This window comes from Sphingomonas sp. 179-I 2A4 NHS (assembly GCF_045369135.1).
Lineage (GTDB): Bacteria > Pseudomonadota > Alphaproteobacteria > Sphingomonadales > Sphingomonadaceae > Sphingomonas.
Map to the genome: position 1 here is coordinate 1 of NZ_JBIQFL010000023.1, position 16,326 is coordinate 16,326.

The window sequence follows — 16,326 nt, forward strand, 5'->3', positions numbered from 1 at the left end:
GGCGGACGAGCGGTAAGCTGCCCGATGGGCGGCGGCTCTCGGCAAGCGACGAGGATCCGTTGGCGAACGGTGCGCCGGTTGCCCTGCTCGCGTCGCGCTCGCGCTACGAAAAGGAGCTTGCTCCTCAGGGTGGAAGCGCGCGGTGCCCCAGCTGTGTCGTCGAGGTCGTGCCCGTCTTTCTGGTGAACGGACAGTCGCTGGTTCCGACCGGCGGATATCCGACCGCCACCACCCTCGACGCCCTCACCGCTGCCACGAAGTAAGGAGTAGGAAAAATGATCAGGAAATCTGCGCTGCTCGCCTGCGTGCTTGCCCTCGCCAACGCCGCACCGGCGTTCGCCGGGCCGATCCCGCAACCCTATTACTTCCCGAACGGGTCGCGGGGTGTGAAGATCAACTATGCGCTTCCGGCCGCCTGCGACGCCAACACCAAGGCCGCGGTCGACACGATCAACGCCGCAGGGCGCTCGTTCCAGCTCACCGGAACGACGCAGAACTACACGTCGACTTACTACTCGGCGACCGAGGACCCGGATTTCATCAACATCCAGGACGGCTCCAGCATGTCGGCGATCATGCGGACCATCATTTACGGCTATTCCGGGCCAGCGCCTGCGCAGGCGATCGACGCGACCGTGTACGTCAATACCGACCGCATCTACTACGACACGGGCGACACGGCGCAATCGACCGATTTGATCTGCGGTTCGTCGATCACGCCGAGCAACATCGGCCAGCATATCGACTGGCAGTCCGCGATGACGCATGAGATGGGTCACGTGAAAGGAATGGACCACCGCACCGATGGTTCGACAGGGCCATGCTTGATGACGACCTATCTCAACCCTGGGCAGATCAAGCGGAGCCTATGCTCTGACGAGCGGGCGCTGCTGGTCGGGTTCTATGGCTGACCGAGGCAAAGCCTCTACCGGGGCGGGATGGCTTTTGGCCTTCATCGCCCTGGCAGGGTGCGACCGCGGCTCCGAGAAGGAGCCGCGGCCCACCGAGCTCTCCGGCCCCGTCGGAACCGAGTATTCGATCCACCCCCGCAATGTGGCCGGCGACCGCCTGCTGATCGCCGGCTGCTGCACGTTCGACGTGGGACAGGCGCGAACCACTAAGCTGGAGGGCGACGTGGACGGCCGCATGGTCGAGGGGGACGGTTATCGGGTGGAGATTTCGTTCGGGAACGGCCTGGCTCGCCGGCCCCTTTCCGCGGCCGCGCCCTCGACGCTCAACATCGATGGGGTGACTCTCCGGAAGTTCAGGCCAGCAAGCCCCGGACAGAAAGAGCCCGATCTCCTCTACGCCGCTATCGTCCCTCTCGATGCGGAGGCGCAACGTCGTCGTGTTCGGAGCCCGGGCCTTGAAGTCAGGGCTTGGTGCGCCACCACCGCGAACTGCCAGGCCGCAGCTCGGTTGGTTGAGGGGATCAGATTCTGACCATTCCCGTCAGTAGCGCTAAGCGTGAGCGCGGCGCGCTGATTGCGAGCAGCCGCGGGAGATCGCGAGCACATTATCGAAAAGCGTGAGCAGGCGCGCGCGCTTACTGTCAGCTAATCCGAGCAGAAAGGTGATCCGTTTGCGAGCAGGAGCCCATCCGATTGCGAGCAGCTACAGCTAGCGTGGCCGAATATTCCTCTGCCGTTCTCAGCCAAGCGCCATTGATGAACCGATAGAGTTTCGTGCCTGTGGTCGGCATCAACCAGAGACGGTCGAGCGCGACGCCGGCAGGAAGGCGCGAGGCGATCTGCTTTTCGAACTGCGGCCAGTCCCCGCCCGAGATCACCGCCACATCCGTGATGGCGAGCAATCGGGCGAGGATTGCGGCCATATCCTCCGATAACGGCCGCTTGCTCTCGGCAAGCGTGCCGTCGAGGTCGAAGGCGATCAGCCACTTCATGCCGCCTTCCCTGCCGGATCGCGGTAGGCGAGCAGCCTGAGCGCATTGATGACGACGAGCAGCGTCGATCCCTCATGAACCGCCACCGCTGGCCCAATGCCGAGGCCGAGGATGGTAGCAGGCACCAGGAAGGCGACGACACCCAGGCTGACGAAGACGTTCTGCCGGATGATTCCACGGGTATGGCGGCTAAGACCGACTGCGAATGGCAGGTGCGCCAGATCGTCGGCCATCAGCGCCACGTCGGCTGTCTCCAGCGCAACGTCCGACCCCGCCGCGCCCATCGCGATGCCGACCGTGGCGCTTGCCATCGCCGGCGCATCGTTCACGCCGTCGCCCACCATCGCGACCTTGTCTTCGCCGGCGAGCTTCTTGATCGCGGCAACCTTGTCTTCGGGCATGAGGTCGCCCCACGCTTCGTCGATCCCGACTTCGTCGGCGATCGCTTCGGCGACTTTCTGGTGATCGCCGGAGATCATTATCATCCGCGACACGCCCATCTCGTGCAGCCGACGCAACGCGGTCTTGGCAGCTTCGCGAGGCGTGTCCATCAGGCCGATCGCGCCCAGGTCGCGGTCCCCCTTGCGGACCACCATTGTCGTGCGGCCGTTCTCGCGCAGCTTCGCGATTGCGTCCTGCGCGCCCTGCCCCAGCGCCGGAATGCCCTCACTTCCGAACATCTCGGCCTTGCCGATCCACACCGTCTCGCCATCCACGCTCGCGGTGACGCCCCGACCGGTCAGGCTCTTGAGGTCGCCGGCAGTCGGCACGGCACGATCGTTCAGACGTTCGCGGCCGTCCTTGACGATCGCTTGGGCCAGGGGATGGTCGCTCAACGCTTCGACGGCGACAGCCAGCGCCAGCAACTCGCCTTCATCGGCGCCATCGACGGGCACGACATCAGTGATGCGCGGACGACCTTCGGTCAGCGTGCCCGTCTTGTCGAAAGCGATCGCTTTGAGCGACCCGAGGTTTTCGAGCGGTGCACCGCCCTTCACGAGCACGCCGCCCCGCGCTGCACGGGCAACGCCCGACAGGACCGCGCTCGGCGTTGCGATCGCGAGCGCGCACGGGCTTGCCGCCACCAGCACCGCCATCGCGCGATAGAAGCTGTCGCGGAACGGCTCGTCGACGACCACCCATGCGAACAGCAGGAGCACTGACAGGACCAGGACGGCGGGCACGAAGATCCGTTCGAACCGGTCGGTGAAGCGCTGCGTCGGCGACTTCTGCGTCTCCGCTTCGCTCACCATCTTCACGACCTTGGCAAGCGCGCTTTCATTGGAACGGCGTGTCACCTCGATCTCGATCGCGCCGCCGCCGTTGATCGTACCAGCAAAAACCCGGCTTTCCGCGTCGACTGCATCGGGCTTGGCGCGTGCCGCTGCGGCATCTGCGACCGGCACCTTGTCGACCGGGATGCTTTCACCCGTGACCGGGGCCTGGTTGATCGCGCTGGTGCCCTTGATGACGAAGCCGTCGGCAGGCAGGCGCTCGTTCGGGCGGACGATGGCAATGTCCCCGACGACCATCTGCTCGACCGGGATTTCGCTGGTCTGCCCGCCGCGTCGCACGGTCGCGGTTTCGGGCGCGAGCTTCGCCAGCGCCTCGATCGCCTTCTTGGCGCGGCCCATTGCATAATGCTCAAGCGCATGGCCGAGGCTGAACAGGAACAGCAGCAGCGCACCTTCGGCCCATGCGCCCAGCGCAGCGGCGCCGGCCGCAGCGACCAACATCAGCGTGTCGATCTCGAACTTCTTCATCCGGAGGTTGTCGATCGCCTCGCGCAGCGTGAAGAATCCGCCGAAGAAATAGGCTGCGATATAGCAGGCGGTCGGCAGCCATTCGGGCGCGCCAGCGACCAGCCTCTCGATCGCGTAGCCGATCCCCAGCAGCGCGCCACAGGCGAGCGCGAAGATCAGCTCGGTATTGGGGCCGAGAAATTCGGCGTGGCTATGGTCGTGGCCATCGCCGGGGCCGTGCTTCTCTTCGCCCGCGCCGTGGCCCCCGGGGCCGTGGTCGTGGCCGGCATGTTCATCGGCAGCGACCCGCTTGCCCACCCTCACCTTCAGCTTGCGAAGCGCAGCGCGCACCTCCTCTTCGGTGGTTTCGCGGCGATCATATTCGACCCGGACAGACCCGCTGGTGCTGGCGCTTGCCTGGACCACGCCGGGCAAGGCGCACAGCGCATCGCTGACCGTGCGCGCCCGACGTTCGTGGTTGATCCCCGTCACCTGCCAGATCGCATGGCCGTAGCGCTCGGTGATTTCGGCACCTGCGGCGCGCACCATTTCGCGCAACCGTGGCAGCGGCAGCTTGGCGGCATCGAAATGGATGCACAGCGCCGCTGGCGTGTTGCCGTCGAGACAGATCACATGCGCCCGCTCGACACCTTCGCGCTTTGACAGGGTTGATACGAGACGGTCCAGGCAGGCATCGGCCGCGTCAGGAAGGTCCGGCAACAACACTGGAATGTCGAGTTCGAGCTTGTCGTTCATGACGACCTCCTTTCGCTTTTCTTGGTTTCGGCGCGCGCGTCGCGCAGGATTTCGACACCGCCCTTGATGGCGATGATGGCGGTGGCGAAGCCGACCAGCAGGTCCGGCCAATTGGTACCCAACCACAGCACCAGCACGCCGGCGATCAGGATGCCGCCGTTGGAAATGAAGTCGTTGAAGCTGAAGGTGGTTGCGGCCCGGAGATTGACGTCCGGATCCTTGAGGCGCTGGAGCAGCCGCAGGCAGAGGTAATTCACGACGCCGGCGATCGCGGACATGACCATCATGGTAGGTCCGATGGGCTCGCTGCCCTGCACGTAGCGCCGTCCGACATCGATCAAGATGCCGCCCGCGAAGATCAGCAGCATGACGCCCGAAGCGACCGCGGCGCGTGTCTTCCATGTCTGGCCCCGGGTGAGCGCCACAAGGCTCAGCGCATACACAGCCGTATCGGACAGGTTGTCGACGCCGTTGGCGATCAGCGCGCTCGAGTCCGCGAAGAAGCCGGAAACGAAGAAGCCCGCAGCGATCGCCGCGTTCAGCAGCAGGACGATCCACAGTGTGCGGCGCTCCTGCCCGCCATTGTTGTCGTTGCCCGGGATCATCCCATCATCTCCTCAAGTGTCAGCAGGGCCAGGAAGCCGACGAAAAACATCGAGCTGATGAGCGGGGTGTCGGGTTTCTCGTGCGCCTCGACCAGCAACTCCTCCGTGACGAGGTAGAGCAGCGCCATCAGCCCGAAGCTGAGGAAGCCGGCGATCATCACCGGCGACAGCGCGGCGACCGGCACGGCAGCGAGCGCGCCGATCGGCAGCAGCAGGGCCAATGCCGAGACGATCACGATGATGCGCAAGCGCGAGCGATAGGTTTCCGCCAGCTCGTCGGTCAGCGTCAGTCCCAGAAATAACACTTCCAGAGTGAGCGCGATCGTCAGCAGGAGACCTGCCTTCTCGCCCGCCACGAAAGCGAGGCCGAGCACCAGGCCGTCGACCAGAATGTCGATGCCGATCGCGGCGAGTAGCGCCATCGGCCCCTTGAAGCGGGCCTCAAGAGCCTTGAGCCCCAGCATGGTCGCGACGCCCGCCGCCCCGCCGATCAACGTCGCGCTGGGCGATGCCTCATGCTTGACCTGCGGCAGGATTTCGGTCGCTGCCGCCGCGAACACGACGCCGGCAGCGAGATGCTGTAGGCCCGCCACGAGGCCAGGTTTCAACTTGGTGCGGCTCGCGACAATCGCGCCGAGCACGACCGCCAGCACAGGCGCAAGCGTATAGAGCAGTGCCTGCATTTCCTAGGACTCCTCCGGGGTTCGGTGGCAGACGCGGATCTTCCCGCGTCGCGTGAACGCGATCGATCCGCCCGCCACGACAGCCCGCGAATGGTCGCCGCGAAACTCCTCACCGGTTCGCTGCGCGCGCAGGATCTCGGTCCTGCCCTTCGGCAGCCAGGTGACGGCCATTTTCAAGCCGTCATCGATGAAGTCGACATCGGCGCGTGTGCCGTCGTCGCAGTACATGATGCGCTGCGCGATTAGTTTCGACGTCAGATGCTTTTCATGCGCCGGCTCGGTAGGCTGGGTCGGCGCTGGATTACACGCCCCTATAACCGCCCCGGAGACGAGAACGACGCCGAGGCGCGCGATCGCCAGACCGGCCCGATTCAGGCCGCACAAGGTTGTCACATTTGAAATCGACGTGTCAGACATCGGTCTCTTCCGACGAAGCGCCCTGTGGCGTTCGAAGGCAGGGCAGTTCATCGCGTGCCTTCCTGCTCGCAGATCCGGGTACGGCCATCGCCTTCCACGATGGTGAGCTGCGACCCCTTGAAGGTCGCGGTGGCTGTTTCGCCGACATATTGCAGGCCCTGCGCTGGCGCGGTCAGCATCATCGGCGGTCCCCCGTTGGAGCGCCGCAAATCGATCTGCAGGCCGTTGTCCTTGTAATCGACGAACAGCGGTTCCCCGTCGGAACAGCGATATCTATGCCGCCCCATTTCCCCGGTCGTCACGGCGCTGTCGGACGAATGGATCTGCTGCTCCGTTGGCGGGGCTGGCGGCTTTCTTTCCGAGCACGCCGCGAGCCCGACAACGAGGATGACGGCGGGCAGCACCCGCTTACAGTGCATCATCATCGCGCCTTCCTCCTGTAGCGGAAGGGGACGCGCTGACGATTGATAGCCCGGGCAGGCTGACCTACCCGCCAGCGGAGATAGGTTGCGAGGCGATCGTCAGATTCGACCATCAGGGATCGCAGGCGGCGCAACATCATCGCCGCGAACGGCAGGGAGAGCGCCCCGCGCAGCGTGCAGCTATGCGTTAGCCTGGTGCCGCCATCGTCCCCCGCCAGCTCGTACCGCTCTTCGAGCGTGAACAGATAGGGGATGCCGCAGGACCAAGCGAAGGCGTGCGGTTTATCGAATCGATCAATCCGTGCTGGCGTCCGAATTGGCCGGGTGATGCCCTGGATCGCAAAGGTGCATTCTGTGTCGCCGAGCCGGGACGGATCATCGAGAAATACGAGCGGACTCCACGCCCGGCGATGATCCGGATCGGTGAGTGCCGACCAGATGCGCAGTAGCCCGCCGTGAAGCATCGAGCTGGTTATGGTGCGAGGCATATCCCCATCTCCCAGAGATGGGCGGGGCGATCGCGGATCGCCCCGCCCATCCATCAGGCCAAGTTGTTCACGAAGGTCTGACCGTGGTCGTCCCCTTCATGCTCCTCATTGTAGTGCTCGGGTTTCTCGATCACTTTCTGCCCGAACCGGGCATAGAGTGTCGGCAGCACGAACAGCGTAAGAAGCGTCGCCGAGATCAGACCGCCGATGACGACCGTCGCCAAAGGCTTTTGAACCTCTGCGCCGGCGCCTTCGCCCAGCGCCATCGGCACGAAGCCGAGGCTGGCGACTAGCGCGGTCATGATGACGGGTCGCAGACGCTGCATCGCGCCAACATGCGCGGCTTCCTCGCGGCTCATCCCTGATCGGATCAGATCTTGGATCGAGCTGACCATGACGAGGCCGTTGAGGACCGCGATGCCCGAGAGGGCGATGAAGCCCACTGCCGCCGAGATCGAGAAGTCCATGCCCCGCAGGAACAGCAACAGGACGCCGCCCACCAGCGCGAAAGGCACGCCGGTGAACACGATCGCGGCGTCGCGGACCGATCCCAACGCCCCGTAGAGGAGCAGCAGGATCAAGATGAAGCAAGCCGGAATGACCAGCTTCAGCCGTTCGCTTGCCGATTGGAGGTTCTCGAACTGGCCGCCCCATTCGAGATAGGTGCCGGCAGGCAGCCGGAGTTGGCTGCCGATCGCCGCCTGCGCATCCGCCACGACGGATCCGACGTCGCGGCCACGCACGTTGGCTTGCACCACCACGCGCCGCTTGCCGTTCTCGCGGCTGATCTGGTTCGGACCATCGACCACCTTGATCTCGGCGACGCTGGACAGCGGTACATAGCCGCCGCCTGCCACCGGCACCTGCACCTGTTGGAGCAGGCCGATGTCGGCACGCTGCGCCTCCGACAGGCGGATCACCACGGGGAAGCGACGGTCGCCCTCGAAGATCTGGCCCGATGTTCGCCCGCCGATCGTCGCAGTCACGGTGTCCTGCACATCCTGAGCCGTAACGCCCAACCGCGCCATCGCGTCGCGGTTGACGCGAATGTCGAGCATGGGAAGACCGGTCGTCTGCTCCACCTTCACGTCCGCTGCGCCTTGCGTTCTGCGCAGCACCGCCGCGATTTGCTCGGCCGTCCGGTTCATCTGGTTGAAGTCGTCCCCGAACACCTTCACCGCGATGTCGCCGCGCACGCCGGCGATCAGCTCGTTGAAGCGCATCTGGATGGGCTGGGTGATCTCGTAGGCATTTCCCGGAATCTTCGCGAGATTACCCTCGATCCGGCTGACCAGCTCCTCCTTGGGAAGCTCAGGATCCGGCCAATCCTTGCGCGGCTTCAGGATGACGAACATGTCGGTCGCGTTCGGCGGCATCGGGTCGGCCGCCAGCTCGGCGGTGCCCGTCTTGGAATAGACGAATTGCACCTCCGGCTGCTTCGACATCATCCGCTCGATCGGCACCTGCATCGCCTGGCTCTGCTGGACCGACGTTGCCGGAATGCGGAGCGACTGGATCAGCAAATCGCCTTCGTCGAGCTGCGGCAGGAACACCGAGCCGAGCGTAGTGAAAGCAAGCGCCGCCACCACAAGGCTTCCCACACCCGCACCGATCGTCAGCGTCGGGCGCTTCATGGCCCGGTCGAGACCGGGTTCGTAGCGCTTCTTCAGCCACGTGATGATGCGGCCGTCCTTCTCCTCGACCTTCTTCGACAGCCAGATCGCAATCATCGCCGGCACGAAGGTGAGAGAGAGGATGAAGGCGAAGGCGAGCGCGATGATGACGGTCAGCGCCATCGGTCCGAACGTTTTACCCTCCACGCCGGTCAGCGTGAGCAGCGGTACGTAGACGAGGATGATGATTGCCTGCCCGTACACAGAGGGACGGATCATCTCACGCGCAGCGGCTGCCACGGTCGCGAGCCGTTCCTTGACGCTGAGCAATCGGCCTTCATGATGCTGTTGCTCGGCAAGCCGGCGCAGCGCGTTTTCGACAATGATGACGGCGCCGTCGACGATCAGACCGAAGTCCAAAGCCCCAAGGCTCATCAGATTGGCCGAGACCCCAGCGCGCAGCATACCAAAGCCTGTCAGCATCATGGTGATCGGGATGACCAACGCCGCGATCAGGGCCGCACGGAAGTTGCCGAGCAGCAGGAAGAGCACGACGATGACCAGCACCGCGCCTTCGGACAGGTTTTTCGCGACCGTCTTGATCGTCGAATTGACCAGCTCGGTGCGGTTCAGCACCGGCTGAATTACGACGTCAGGAGGCAGCGAAGCGTTGATCGTCTTCAGTTTCTCAGCGACCGCGGTCGACACGATGCGGCTGTTCTCGCCGATCCGCATGATCGCCGTGCCGACGACGACTTCGGTACCGTTCTCCGATGCCGAACCCATGCGGATCGCCTGACCCGTCTTCACAGTCGCAACTTGTTCGACCGTGATCGGCACGCCGTTACGTGTCGCGATCACGGTCCTGGCCAACTCGCTGGCATTGCGAACGAGCGCATCCGAGCGAACAGCCAGACCTTCGCCATTGCGATTGACGAAGCCACCGCCGACGCTGGTGTTATTGCGCTCCAGCGCATTTCCCAGGTCCGTCAGCGTGATGCCGAGCGAGGCCAGCTTCTGCACGTCGGGCACGACGAGGAACTGCTTGGCGTAACCGCCAATCGAGTCGACACCGGCGAGGCCCGGTGTGGTCTTCAGAAGCGGCGTCACGATCCAGTCCTGCGCGGTGCGCAGGTAGGTCGCCTTGTCCTCTTCGGTCGTCAGTCGCTCGCCCTCTGGCGTGATGTAGCTGCCATCGGGCTGTTGGCCCGGTTCACCGGGCTTGTGCTTGTCGTCCTCGCGATGATCGAGACGAACGGTGTACATGTACACCTCGCCCAGGCCTGTCGCGATCGGACCCATTTCAGGGTTCACGCCGTCGGGCAGATTCTCTTGCACGCCCCGCAGACGCTCGCCCACCTGCTGGCGGGCGAAATAGATGTCCGTCGCGTCCGAAAAGACCGCCGTGATCTGCGCGAAGCCGTTGCGGCTCAACGAGCGCGTATATTCCAGGCCGGGGGTGCCGGCGAGCGCGGTTTCGATTGGAAACGACACCTGCTTCTCGACCAGCTCGGGCGAGAGGGCAGGCGCGCGGACGTTGATCTGGACCTGATTGTTGGTGATGTCCGGCACCGCGTCGATCGGTAGCCGGTAGAGGGAAAAGGCGCCGATGGCGGCGACGATGACGGTGAGGAGCAGGACTAGCCAGCGCTTCTCGACCGCCCAGGTTACGATACGGGCGATCATGGCTTAATCCTCGTGGCTCGCTTCGCCCTTGCCGATCTCGGCCTTGAGCGTGAAACTTCCGGTGGTGGCGATCTGTTCGTTGCCGGTCAGGCCCGACCGGACGATCACCGTGTCGCCCGACGCATCGCCGAGCTGGACCGGGGTCGCCTTGAAGCCGGTGGGCGTGCGCACGAACACGACCGACTTGCCCTCGAAACTCTGGACCGCCGTCGCCGGCACGCGGACCGCCCCGCTCCCGCCGCTGCCCGTGAGCTGCACGGCTGCCGTCACAGGCTCGCCGACCCGCCATTCGCCACCGCGATTGTCGAGGGTGGCGAGCGCAGGCACGAGCCGCGTCTGCGGATCAAGCGCCGGCGACACGAAGGTCACGCGGGCGGTCGCCTGACGGCCTGCCGCCTTCACCAGCACCGTATTGCCGGGACGCACCCGGCCCGCATCCTCGGGCTTGAGATTAAGCGCGATCGACACCTGGCTCAGGTTGGCGATGCGATAGAGTTCGGCATCCGCCGCGACCGTTTGTCCCAGCGTCACGGGGCGCGCAATGATCTGGCCCGAGATCGGCGCGGCAATGCCGAGCCGGTTGAGCCCGCCGCCGCCGACACCCGCCGCCGAAACCATGCTCTGCGCCTGCGTCAGGGCGATCCGCGCCTCCGTCGCCGCTGTGCGGGCGGCGATCAGATCCTGTTCAGGGGAGACTCTCTGCGCGAACAGCCGCTGTTCGCGCGCGAGGTTCGAATTAGCGAGCTGAAGCCGCGCCCGCGCCGCCTCGACCTCGCCCTTGATCTGCGCCGCCTCGCGGCTTTCGATGACCGCAATGGTCTGGCCGCGTCCGACCGATTGGCCGAGGTTACGGGTGAGCGCGACCACGCGTCCCGCAATTGCGGCCGAGACGACCTGCGTTCCCTGTGGGTCGCCCTCGATGATCGCGGGCAGCTCGATCGTCCCGGCCCCGCCGATGATCGGCCGTCCGACCTGGACGCCCGCTGTGGCGATCTGGTCGGCACCCAATGTGACGACGCCTTCACCGGCATGACCGCCTTCAGCACCGCCCTTTTCCGTGCCCGCTGCCGTCTCATTGGCAGCTGCGCCTTCGGCAGTTGCCTCGTTTCCGCCATCCTTGCCGCCGCAGGCAGCCAAGAGCAGGGCGAGCGACGCCGCGCCCGCGAGATAAAAGCTCTTCATCACTGATTCCCCCCATTGGGCGCACGAGCGGTCAGTCGCTCCACTTGCGCGCGGGCATTCTGGTAATTGGCAAGCGCGTCGATCGCGGCGACCCGCGTTTCGGCGAGCGTGCGTTCAGCATCGAGCAATTCGAGCTGGCCGAACTTGCCCTCGCGATAGCCGATCCGCGCGATGCGGGCGGCCTCCTGTGCAGCCGCCAGCGCCGGCCCCGACGCCGCACGAGCCGTCGTTGCGGCATTGGCCGCCTGCGCCTGCGCGTCCGTGATCGCCTGTTCGATGTCGAGCGCGGTCACGCGGCGCTGCGCATCCGCCTGGGTCCGCTGCGCGGTCGCCTGCGCAATCGCGGCGCGACCATTGTTGAACACCGGGATCGGGATCGACACGCTGAACACCGCCGCCATGTCGTTGGTCGCTTCCAGGCGGCGGATCGACGGCCCGACGTTCAGGTCAGGCACGCGATTGGCGCGCGCGAGCCGCACGCCGGCTTCGGCAATGGAGAAATCCGCGTTGGCTGCCGCCAGCGCGAGTGTGCCGGTCGTGTTGACCGGTGCCAACGGCCCATAGACGTTCACACCGGGAAGGCGATCGAGCAGCGTGTCATCGAGCAGGCCGTCGATCGGCCGTCCGATCCGACGCGCCAGATTGGCGCGGGCCGCCTCGGCCAAGCGAAGCTGCCGCTCCACATTGGCGTCGGCATTGATACGCGCGACATCCGCGCGCTGTTGCTCGAGTGGCGATGCCCGCCCTGCCTGCACGCGAACGCTCGCGGCCCGCAGCGCATCGCTGGCGATCCGGGCCTGATCGCGGGCTGTCATTACCCGGCGATCGGCCGCGACCGCTTCGACATAGAGCTGCGTTACCTGAAGCCGGACATCCGCCGCGATGATCGCGGCCTGGATCTCGGCCCGGGACAATTGCGCATTGGCGACCGCGACGCGGGCGCCGCGCTTGCCGCCTAGCTCGATCGGGATCGCAAAGCCGACCGTGGTTTCCGCGCTGCGGACCCCCCGATACGGCCCGGAGCCGATGACATTCTCGACTTGGCCTTGAACCACCGGATTGGGCCGCAAGCCGGCGACTGTGCGACCTGCACGGGCCGCGTCGATTCCAGCTGTCGCCGCTTCCGCAGCAGGGGCCGAACCGCCCGCTGCACTGACCGCTTGGTCAAGCGTGTAGACCGGCGCATCCTGCGCAACAGGCGCGGACGGTCCGACCTGCGCCTGCGCCATCGTGGCGCAAGACGCTGCGGCCAGCATGGCCGCGAAGATACGATTCATGAAAATAGGACTCCTGACGATGATCGACAGGGGCGCGCCAACGCACGCCCAAATCGGACGTCAGGCTTGGGGGGGCCTCAAATGGACCATGCCGGTGCGGCCGTCGAGCGACGCAGAGGCGGAGATTGTCGGCTTGGGCACTGTGAGGACGGGGGTATATTCCATCGTCGTGCGCGCAGGCGCGCCGACGTCGTGTCCGTGACAATAATTGTGATGATGCGGGACATTCTTGTCCGAGTCCGATGGCACCTGATCGATGTCACCGGCGGTATGGACCGTGAACTCAACGCCCGCGATGCTTCCCCCCGCCAGATCGGCGGCATGGGCCATGCCGGAGAAGCTGGTCAGGACCAGCATCAGGCATGTCAGGAAAGGCAAAAAGGCTCGCACTAGCTTGCCTCTATCACGGAAGGGTTTTCATGTCATTGCACTAATTCGAACCAAGGGTCACTGAGCCGGAACCCGAGCGGGATCGGTCGCGCCCGTTCCAGGCGAACCCGACCGCAATGGCGACCGCCATCAGGAGTTGCGCCAGCACCGATTGCCAAGTGGGAAACACGCCGAGCATCGACAGCCGTGGCACGTCCGCGAGCGGTGCGATGTTGATAAGGCCGGCTTCCTGGAGCGCGGCGACGCCTTTACCCGCCAGCACGACGGTCAGGACCGCCATGAGCCAGGAGCTATAGCGGAAGAACTGCGCGATCGGCAGCTTGCGACTGTAGCGAAGCATGGCCCAAGCGATCAGGCTGAGCAGTCCAATCGCCGACCCGGCCCCCGCGAGAAGCATCCCGTTGTCACCTTGCGCCGAAAGCGCGGCATAGAACAGGATCGTCTCGAAGACCTCGCGATAAACTACGACGAACGCCAGCCCGAACAGGAACCAGCCCGACCCGCCCGAGAGCGCCCGCGACATCTTCTCGCGAATATAGCGCTGCCACTGATCGGCCTGCGCCTTGCCGTGCATCCAAATCCCGACCGAGAGCAGCACGACCGCGGCGAACAGCGAGCCAAACCCTTCCGTCAGCTCCCGGCTCGCACCGCTGATCCCGATCGCATAGGTGGCGACCGCCCAGGTGATCCCGCCCGCGATGATCGCGCTGACCCAGCCGCCATGCACGTACCGCAGCGCCTCGCCGCGCTCGGCTTTACGCAGGAACGCGATCATGGCGACAACGATGAGCAGGGCTTCGAGCCCTTCACGCAGCAGGATCGTGAACGCGCCCAGGAACGTGGACGCTTCGGTGGCGGCATCAGGCGCGAGCGCCGCTTCCGCATCGTCGAAAAGGCCGCCCAGTACTGCGACCTTCTCCGCGAGATCATCGGGCGACGCGCCCCGGTCGATCGAGGCGCGGAACTCCCCCATCGCGCCCTCGATTCGACCCATCAGCGTCGCGTCGCGCGCGGTGAGTGTTGGCTCGATCGGCTCGAACCCATCGAGATAGGCCGACAGCGCCAGCTCTTTCGCCATGCGCGCATCGCCGCGCCGCGCAGCCGCCACGCTTTCGGCGAGTTTGGCGCGGGCGACCGCGAGCGAGCCGGGAGCCTGTTGTATCACCTGTTCGGGATGACGACGCAGGAACGCGAGCACTGGGTCAGCCTTGGCGTCGCCGATCGCCGCGCCGAGCGCGGCCGGGGTGAGCGCGACCAGGGTTTTCAGGTCCGGAATGCGCCGGCGAAGGGTCGGGTCGGATTTCCAAAGCCGCTCGCCTTCGCGCGCCTGCGCATCCGTGAAGGCGAAGCTCCCGGCTCGGAATGCTAACGCCCAGGATGAGAATGGTCAGACGCTGCGGGTAACGAGCGAGCTTCAGGCCGTCGATGGTCAGAGCTACCTCGTGATGCTGTCCGCGGGGCTTTATGGCCAGCTTGCCACCGAGGGAGCTGGAAATCCTGCTGCTTCCGCACGGGGTGCGGCCAGGAACTATGTCCAGCTCGGGCCAACGTACCTCGTCCAGGGCGACACGCTGACGCCGGTCGACACGGGCGAGGTGTCCCCCACGACGCTCTCGCAACTCAAGGCAACGCTCGCGCCGGTCGCGCGGGCTCGGAACACCGCGGATGACGCCGCGCCGGCGCAGGAGACGGTACAGTGAAGAAGATCACGCTCATCGCGGCCTTGGCCGCCATCATCAGCTCGGGCTCCGCATCGGCGCAGACGATCGGCCCGCGCTGGCCGACCACTACCAAGTCGGTGTACCTGCACATCGCCATGCCGGCGGGCTGCGACCCTGCCCTCGGGCGAGCGGTCAGCAACTGGAACGCTCAAGGGTCGCGCTTCTACTATCAGTGGGACGCGGCGAATAACCTGACCACCACGCGAGGGACCGAGACCACGGCTCAGATCGTGACCGTGGAGGACGGCTATCCCACCAACTCGACCGCCCTCGCGTCGACCAACCTGTGGACCAGCGGATCGACCATCACCCAGGCAGACGTGATCGTGAAGGCCGATTACCTCTGGTATTATGGCGATGAGTCGGGTGGGCGGTTCCATTGCCCGTCTACTCGGTCGAGCCCTCCTTCCGGCTCGTTTGATTATGAGTCGACCATGACGCATGAGCTCGGCCATGCTTTGGGCTTCGGTGAAGCCAACAACACGGCGTGCGTCATGCACTATAGTCAGCCGGCGGGCGTGGTGCGTCGCACCCCGTGCTCGACGGAGACGACAGCGCTTCGCAACGCCTACGGAGTGCGGTGATATGAGGGTCGCGGTGTGGTCGGTAGCGGGATTGCTGCTAGTGTCCTGCTCGCCGAACGCACCGCAACCCGAGGTCCCGGCCGGCTGGAAGTCGGTCGGGATCCCTTCGTGCTGCACGGTCGCCATTCCATCAGATGCGACTCTGAAGGCGGGAAAGGACCCGGTAGACGATCCGGTGTTCCTGCTGCGCGGGCCGGGCTACGAAGGCATGTTCACAGTGACAGGCCGAGGATCGGCGCTGCCGATCGCGAGCTCCGGGACCAACTACAAAGCGGATCAGCTCACGCTCGACGGCCGCCCCGCAGGCGTAGCTTCCTACCGTGTCGCCGACCCGAACTATCCCGAGCGCCGCAGCCTTCTGTGGACGTTTGCTGGGCGGAACGACGGATCGGGGAAGAACCTGGTGCTTGATCTTTCCTGCAAGGAAACGGGTTGTGCCGTATTCCTGCCTATGATCGGCTCCCTCGACGCAAAACCATGAATACTCGCTGCCTTATGGGTCAATGCCGACCGGGAAGCCGATCCGGCTTGTCGGCCGGCTGGAGCGTTCGTTATGGGGCGACGACGACTTTGGCCGGTTCCAGCTAGACGACGCCGCGGTCATCGCAGTCGACGGGCCACGTTGAGGCGGGCCCGGCTGGGCCGAAGGTCGAGCCCACGGGTTGGGTAGGCGGGATAACGACGCAGCCGCTACGATCGGGGCGGTTCCTTTATACCGGCTGGGGCATGAAGAGAATCCTATCCCGACCATTGATCCCATTCGGGACGGTCGCGGCCAGCGCGCTTCGACTGGTTCAGTCGTAAACGTATATCTGTGCCCGCTCTATGCGCCACCCGCTGTTCGCAAAAGCCTTCCT

The 16,326-nt window shown here is 65.3% G+C and carries 16 protein-coding genes and 2 pseudogenes; 6 read left to right on the plus strand and 12 right to left on the minus strand.

From position 1 onward, the window contains the following. The 3 genes from ACH0CP_RS18410 to ACH0CP_RS18420 all read left to right on the plus strand — a co-directional run. On the plus strand, positions 1–263 hold a 263-nt coding region (locus ACH0CP_RS18410), incomplete at its 5' end, for a hypothetical protein (protein ID WP_406890108.1). A 12-nt stretch (positions 264–275) separates the two neighbouring features. Then, positions 276–911, plus strand: coding sequence for a hypothetical protein (locus ACH0CP_RS18415; RefSeq protein WP_037447097.1), 636 nt, complete (start codon positions 276–278; stop codon positions 909–911). A 34-nt stretch (positions 912–945) separates the two neighbouring features. Continuing rightward, positions 946–1,443 carry a hypothetical protein gene (locus ACH0CP_RS18420; RefSeq protein ID WP_037447094.1) on the plus strand — a complete coding sequence of 166 codons (498 nt, stop codon included), beginning with the start codon at positions 946–948 and terminating at the stop codon, positions 1,441–1,443. Positions 1,444–1,654: 211 nt separating this feature from the next. Here ACH0CP_RS18420 and ACH0CP_RS18425 read toward each other — a convergent pair. The 12 genes and pseudogenes from ACH0CP_RS18425 to ACH0CP_RS18480 all read right to left on the minus strand — a co-directional run. Then, positions 1,655–1,903, minus strand: a pseudogene (locus ACH0CP_RS18425) (phosphomannomutase); the annotation flags it as partial. After that, the gene (locus ACH0CP_RS18430; protein WP_004212886.1) at positions 1,900–4,401 is read right to left on the minus strand and encodes a heavy metal translocating P-type ATPase; all 2,502 of its coding nucleotides are present in this window, start codon (positions 4,399–4,401) and stop codon (positions 1,900–1,902) included. The gene ACH0CP_RS18430 and the pseudogene ACH0CP_RS18425, both read right to left, overlap by 4 nt. Then, positions 4,398–5,006, minus strand: coding sequence for a cation transporter (locus tag ACH0CP_RS18435; RefSeq protein ID WP_004212885.1), 609 nt, complete (start codon positions 5,004–5,006; stop codon positions 4,398–4,400). Before ACH0CP_RS18435 ends, ACH0CP_RS18430 begins: the two co-directional genes overlap by 4 nt. Then, the gene (locus ACH0CP_RS18440) at positions 5,003–5,689 is read right to left on the minus strand and encodes a ZIP family metal transporter (protein WP_004212882.1); all 687 of its coding nucleotides are present in this window, start codon (positions 5,687–5,689) and stop codon (positions 5,003–5,005) included. The genes ACH0CP_RS18435 and ACH0CP_RS18440 overlap by 4 nt, the downstream gene beginning before the upstream one ends. Before the next feature lie 3 nt (positions 5,690–5,692). After that, positions 5,693–6,106 carry a hypothetical protein gene (locus ACH0CP_RS18445; protein ID WP_126059431.1) on the minus strand — a complete coding sequence of 138 codons (414 nt, stop codon included), beginning with the start codon at positions 6,104–6,106 and terminating at the stop codon, positions 5,693–5,695. A gap of 47 nt (positions 6,107–6,153) precedes the next feature. After that, positions 6,154–6,531, minus strand: a complete 378-nt coding sequence (locus ACH0CP_RS18450) for a hypothetical protein (RefSeq protein WP_021238674.1) — start codon at positions 6,529–6,531, stop codon at positions 6,154–6,156. Then, positions 6,528–7,016, minus strand: a complete 489-nt coding sequence (locus tag ACH0CP_RS18455; RefSeq protein ID WP_406893935.1) for an SRPBCC family protein — start codon at positions 7,014–7,016, stop codon at positions 6,528–6,530. Before ACH0CP_RS18455 ends, ACH0CP_RS18450 begins: the two co-directional genes overlap by 4 nt. Positions 7,017–7,069: 53 nt before the next feature. Further along, a complete protein-coding gene (locus ACH0CP_RS18460; protein ID WP_004212878.1) occupies positions 7,070–10,315 on the minus strand; it encodes an efflux RND transporter permease subunit in 3,246 nt (1,081 codons plus the stop codon). A gap of 3 nt (positions 10,316–10,318) precedes the next feature. Next, positions 10,319–11,497 carry an efflux RND transporter periplasmic adaptor subunit gene (locus ACH0CP_RS18465; RefSeq protein WP_406890115.1) on the minus strand — a complete coding sequence of 393 codons (1,179 nt, stop codon included), beginning with the start codon at positions 11,495–11,497 and terminating at the stop codon, positions 10,319–10,321. Next, positions 11,497–12,774, minus strand: a complete 1,278-nt coding sequence (locus tag ACH0CP_RS18470) for a TolC family protein (protein ID WP_037456198.1) — start codon at positions 12,772–12,774, stop codon at positions 11,497–11,499. The genes ACH0CP_RS18465 and ACH0CP_RS18470 overlap by 1 nt, the downstream gene beginning before the upstream one ends. Positions 12,775–12,834: 60 nt before the next feature. After that, a complete protein-coding gene (locus tag ACH0CP_RS18475; RefSeq protein WP_007406840.1) occupies positions 12,835–13,131 on the minus strand; it encodes a hypothetical protein in 297 nt (98 codons plus the stop codon). A gap of 73 nt (positions 13,132–13,204) precedes the next feature. Next, positions 13,205–14,539: pseudogene (locus tag ACH0CP_RS18480) on the minus strand (FTR1 family protein); the annotation flags it as partial. On the opposite strand from ACH0CP_RS18480, the gene ACH0CP_RS18485 reads away from it, so the two are divergent. Genes ACH0CP_RS18485 through ACH0CP_RS18495 form a run of 3 tightly spaced genes read left to right on the plus strand, consistent with a single transcriptional unit; the run spans position 14,502 to position 15,950 of the window. Then, positions 14,502–14,864 carry a hypothetical protein gene (locus ACH0CP_RS18485; RefSeq protein WP_126059433.1) on the plus strand — a complete coding sequence of 121 codons (363 nt, stop codon included), beginning with the start codon at positions 14,502–14,504 and terminating at the stop codon, positions 14,862–14,864. The pseudogene ACH0CP_RS18480 and the gene ACH0CP_RS18485 sit on opposite strands and share 38 nt — an antisense overlap. Further along, a complete protein-coding gene (locus tag ACH0CP_RS18490; RefSeq protein WP_035386815.1) occupies positions 14,861–15,469 on the plus strand; it encodes a hypothetical protein in 609 nt (202 codons plus the stop codon). Before ACH0CP_RS18485 ends, ACH0CP_RS18490 begins: the two co-directional genes overlap by 4 nt. Position 15,470: 1 nt before the next feature. Beyond that, the gene (locus tag ACH0CP_RS18495; protein WP_231376736.1) at positions 15,471–15,950 is read left to right on the plus strand and encodes a hypothetical protein; all 480 of its coding nucleotides are present in this window, start codon (positions 15,471–15,473) and stop codon (positions 15,948–15,950) included. Positions 15,951–16,326 lie beyond the last annotated feature (376 nt).

Excerpts from the sequence above, each read along its gene's own strand:
- ACH0CP_RS18415 (WP_037447097.1), top strand. The coding sequence starts at position 276 with ATGATCAGGAAATCTGCGCTGCTCGCCTGCGTGCTTGCCCTCGCCAAC.
- ACH0CP_RS18430 (WP_004212886.1), bottom strand. The coding sequence starts at position 4,401 with ATGAACGACAAGCTCGAACTCGACATTCCAGTGTTGTTGCCGGACCTT.
- ACH0CP_RS18435 (WP_004212885.1), bottom strand. The coding sequence starts at position 5,006 with ATGATCCCGGGCAACGACAACAATGGCGGGCAGGAGCGCCGCACACTG.
- ACH0CP_RS18440 (WP_004212882.1), bottom strand. The coding sequence starts at position 5,689 with ATGCAGGCACTGCTCTATACGCTTGCGCCTGTGCTGGCGGTCGTGCTC.
- ACH0CP_RS18445 (WP_126059431.1), bottom strand. The coding sequence starts at position 6,106 with ATGTCTGACACGTCGATTTCAAATGTGACAACCTTGTGCGGCCTGAAT.
- ACH0CP_RS18450 (WP_021238674.1), bottom strand. The coding sequence starts at position 6,531 with ATGATGATGCACTGTAAGCGGGTGCTGCCCGCCGTCATCCTCGTTGTC.
- ACH0CP_RS18455 (WP_406893935.1), bottom strand. The coding sequence starts at position 7,016 with ATGCCTCGCACCATAACCAGCTCGATGCTTCACGGCGGGCTACTGCGC.
- ACH0CP_RS18460 (WP_004212878.1), bottom strand. The coding sequence starts at position 10,315 with ATGATCGCCCGTATCGTAACCTGGGCGGTCGAGAAGCGCTGGCTAGTC.
- ACH0CP_RS18465 (WP_406890115.1), bottom strand. The coding sequence starts at position 11,497 with ATGAAGAGCTTTTATCTCGCGGGCGCGGCGTCGCTCGCCCTGCTCTTG.
- ACH0CP_RS18470 (WP_037456198.1), bottom strand. The coding sequence starts at position 12,774 with ATGAATCGTATCTTCGCGGCCATGCTGGCCGCAGCGTCTTGCGCCACG.
- ACH0CP_RS18475 (WP_007406840.1), bottom strand. The coding sequence starts at position 13,131 with ATGCTGGTCCTGACCAGCTTCTCCGGCATGGCCCATGCCGCCGATCTG.
- ACH0CP_RS18495 (WP_231376736.1), top strand. The coding sequence starts at position 15,471 with ATGAGGGTCGCGGTGTGGTCGGTAGCGGGATTGCTGCTAGTGTCCTGC.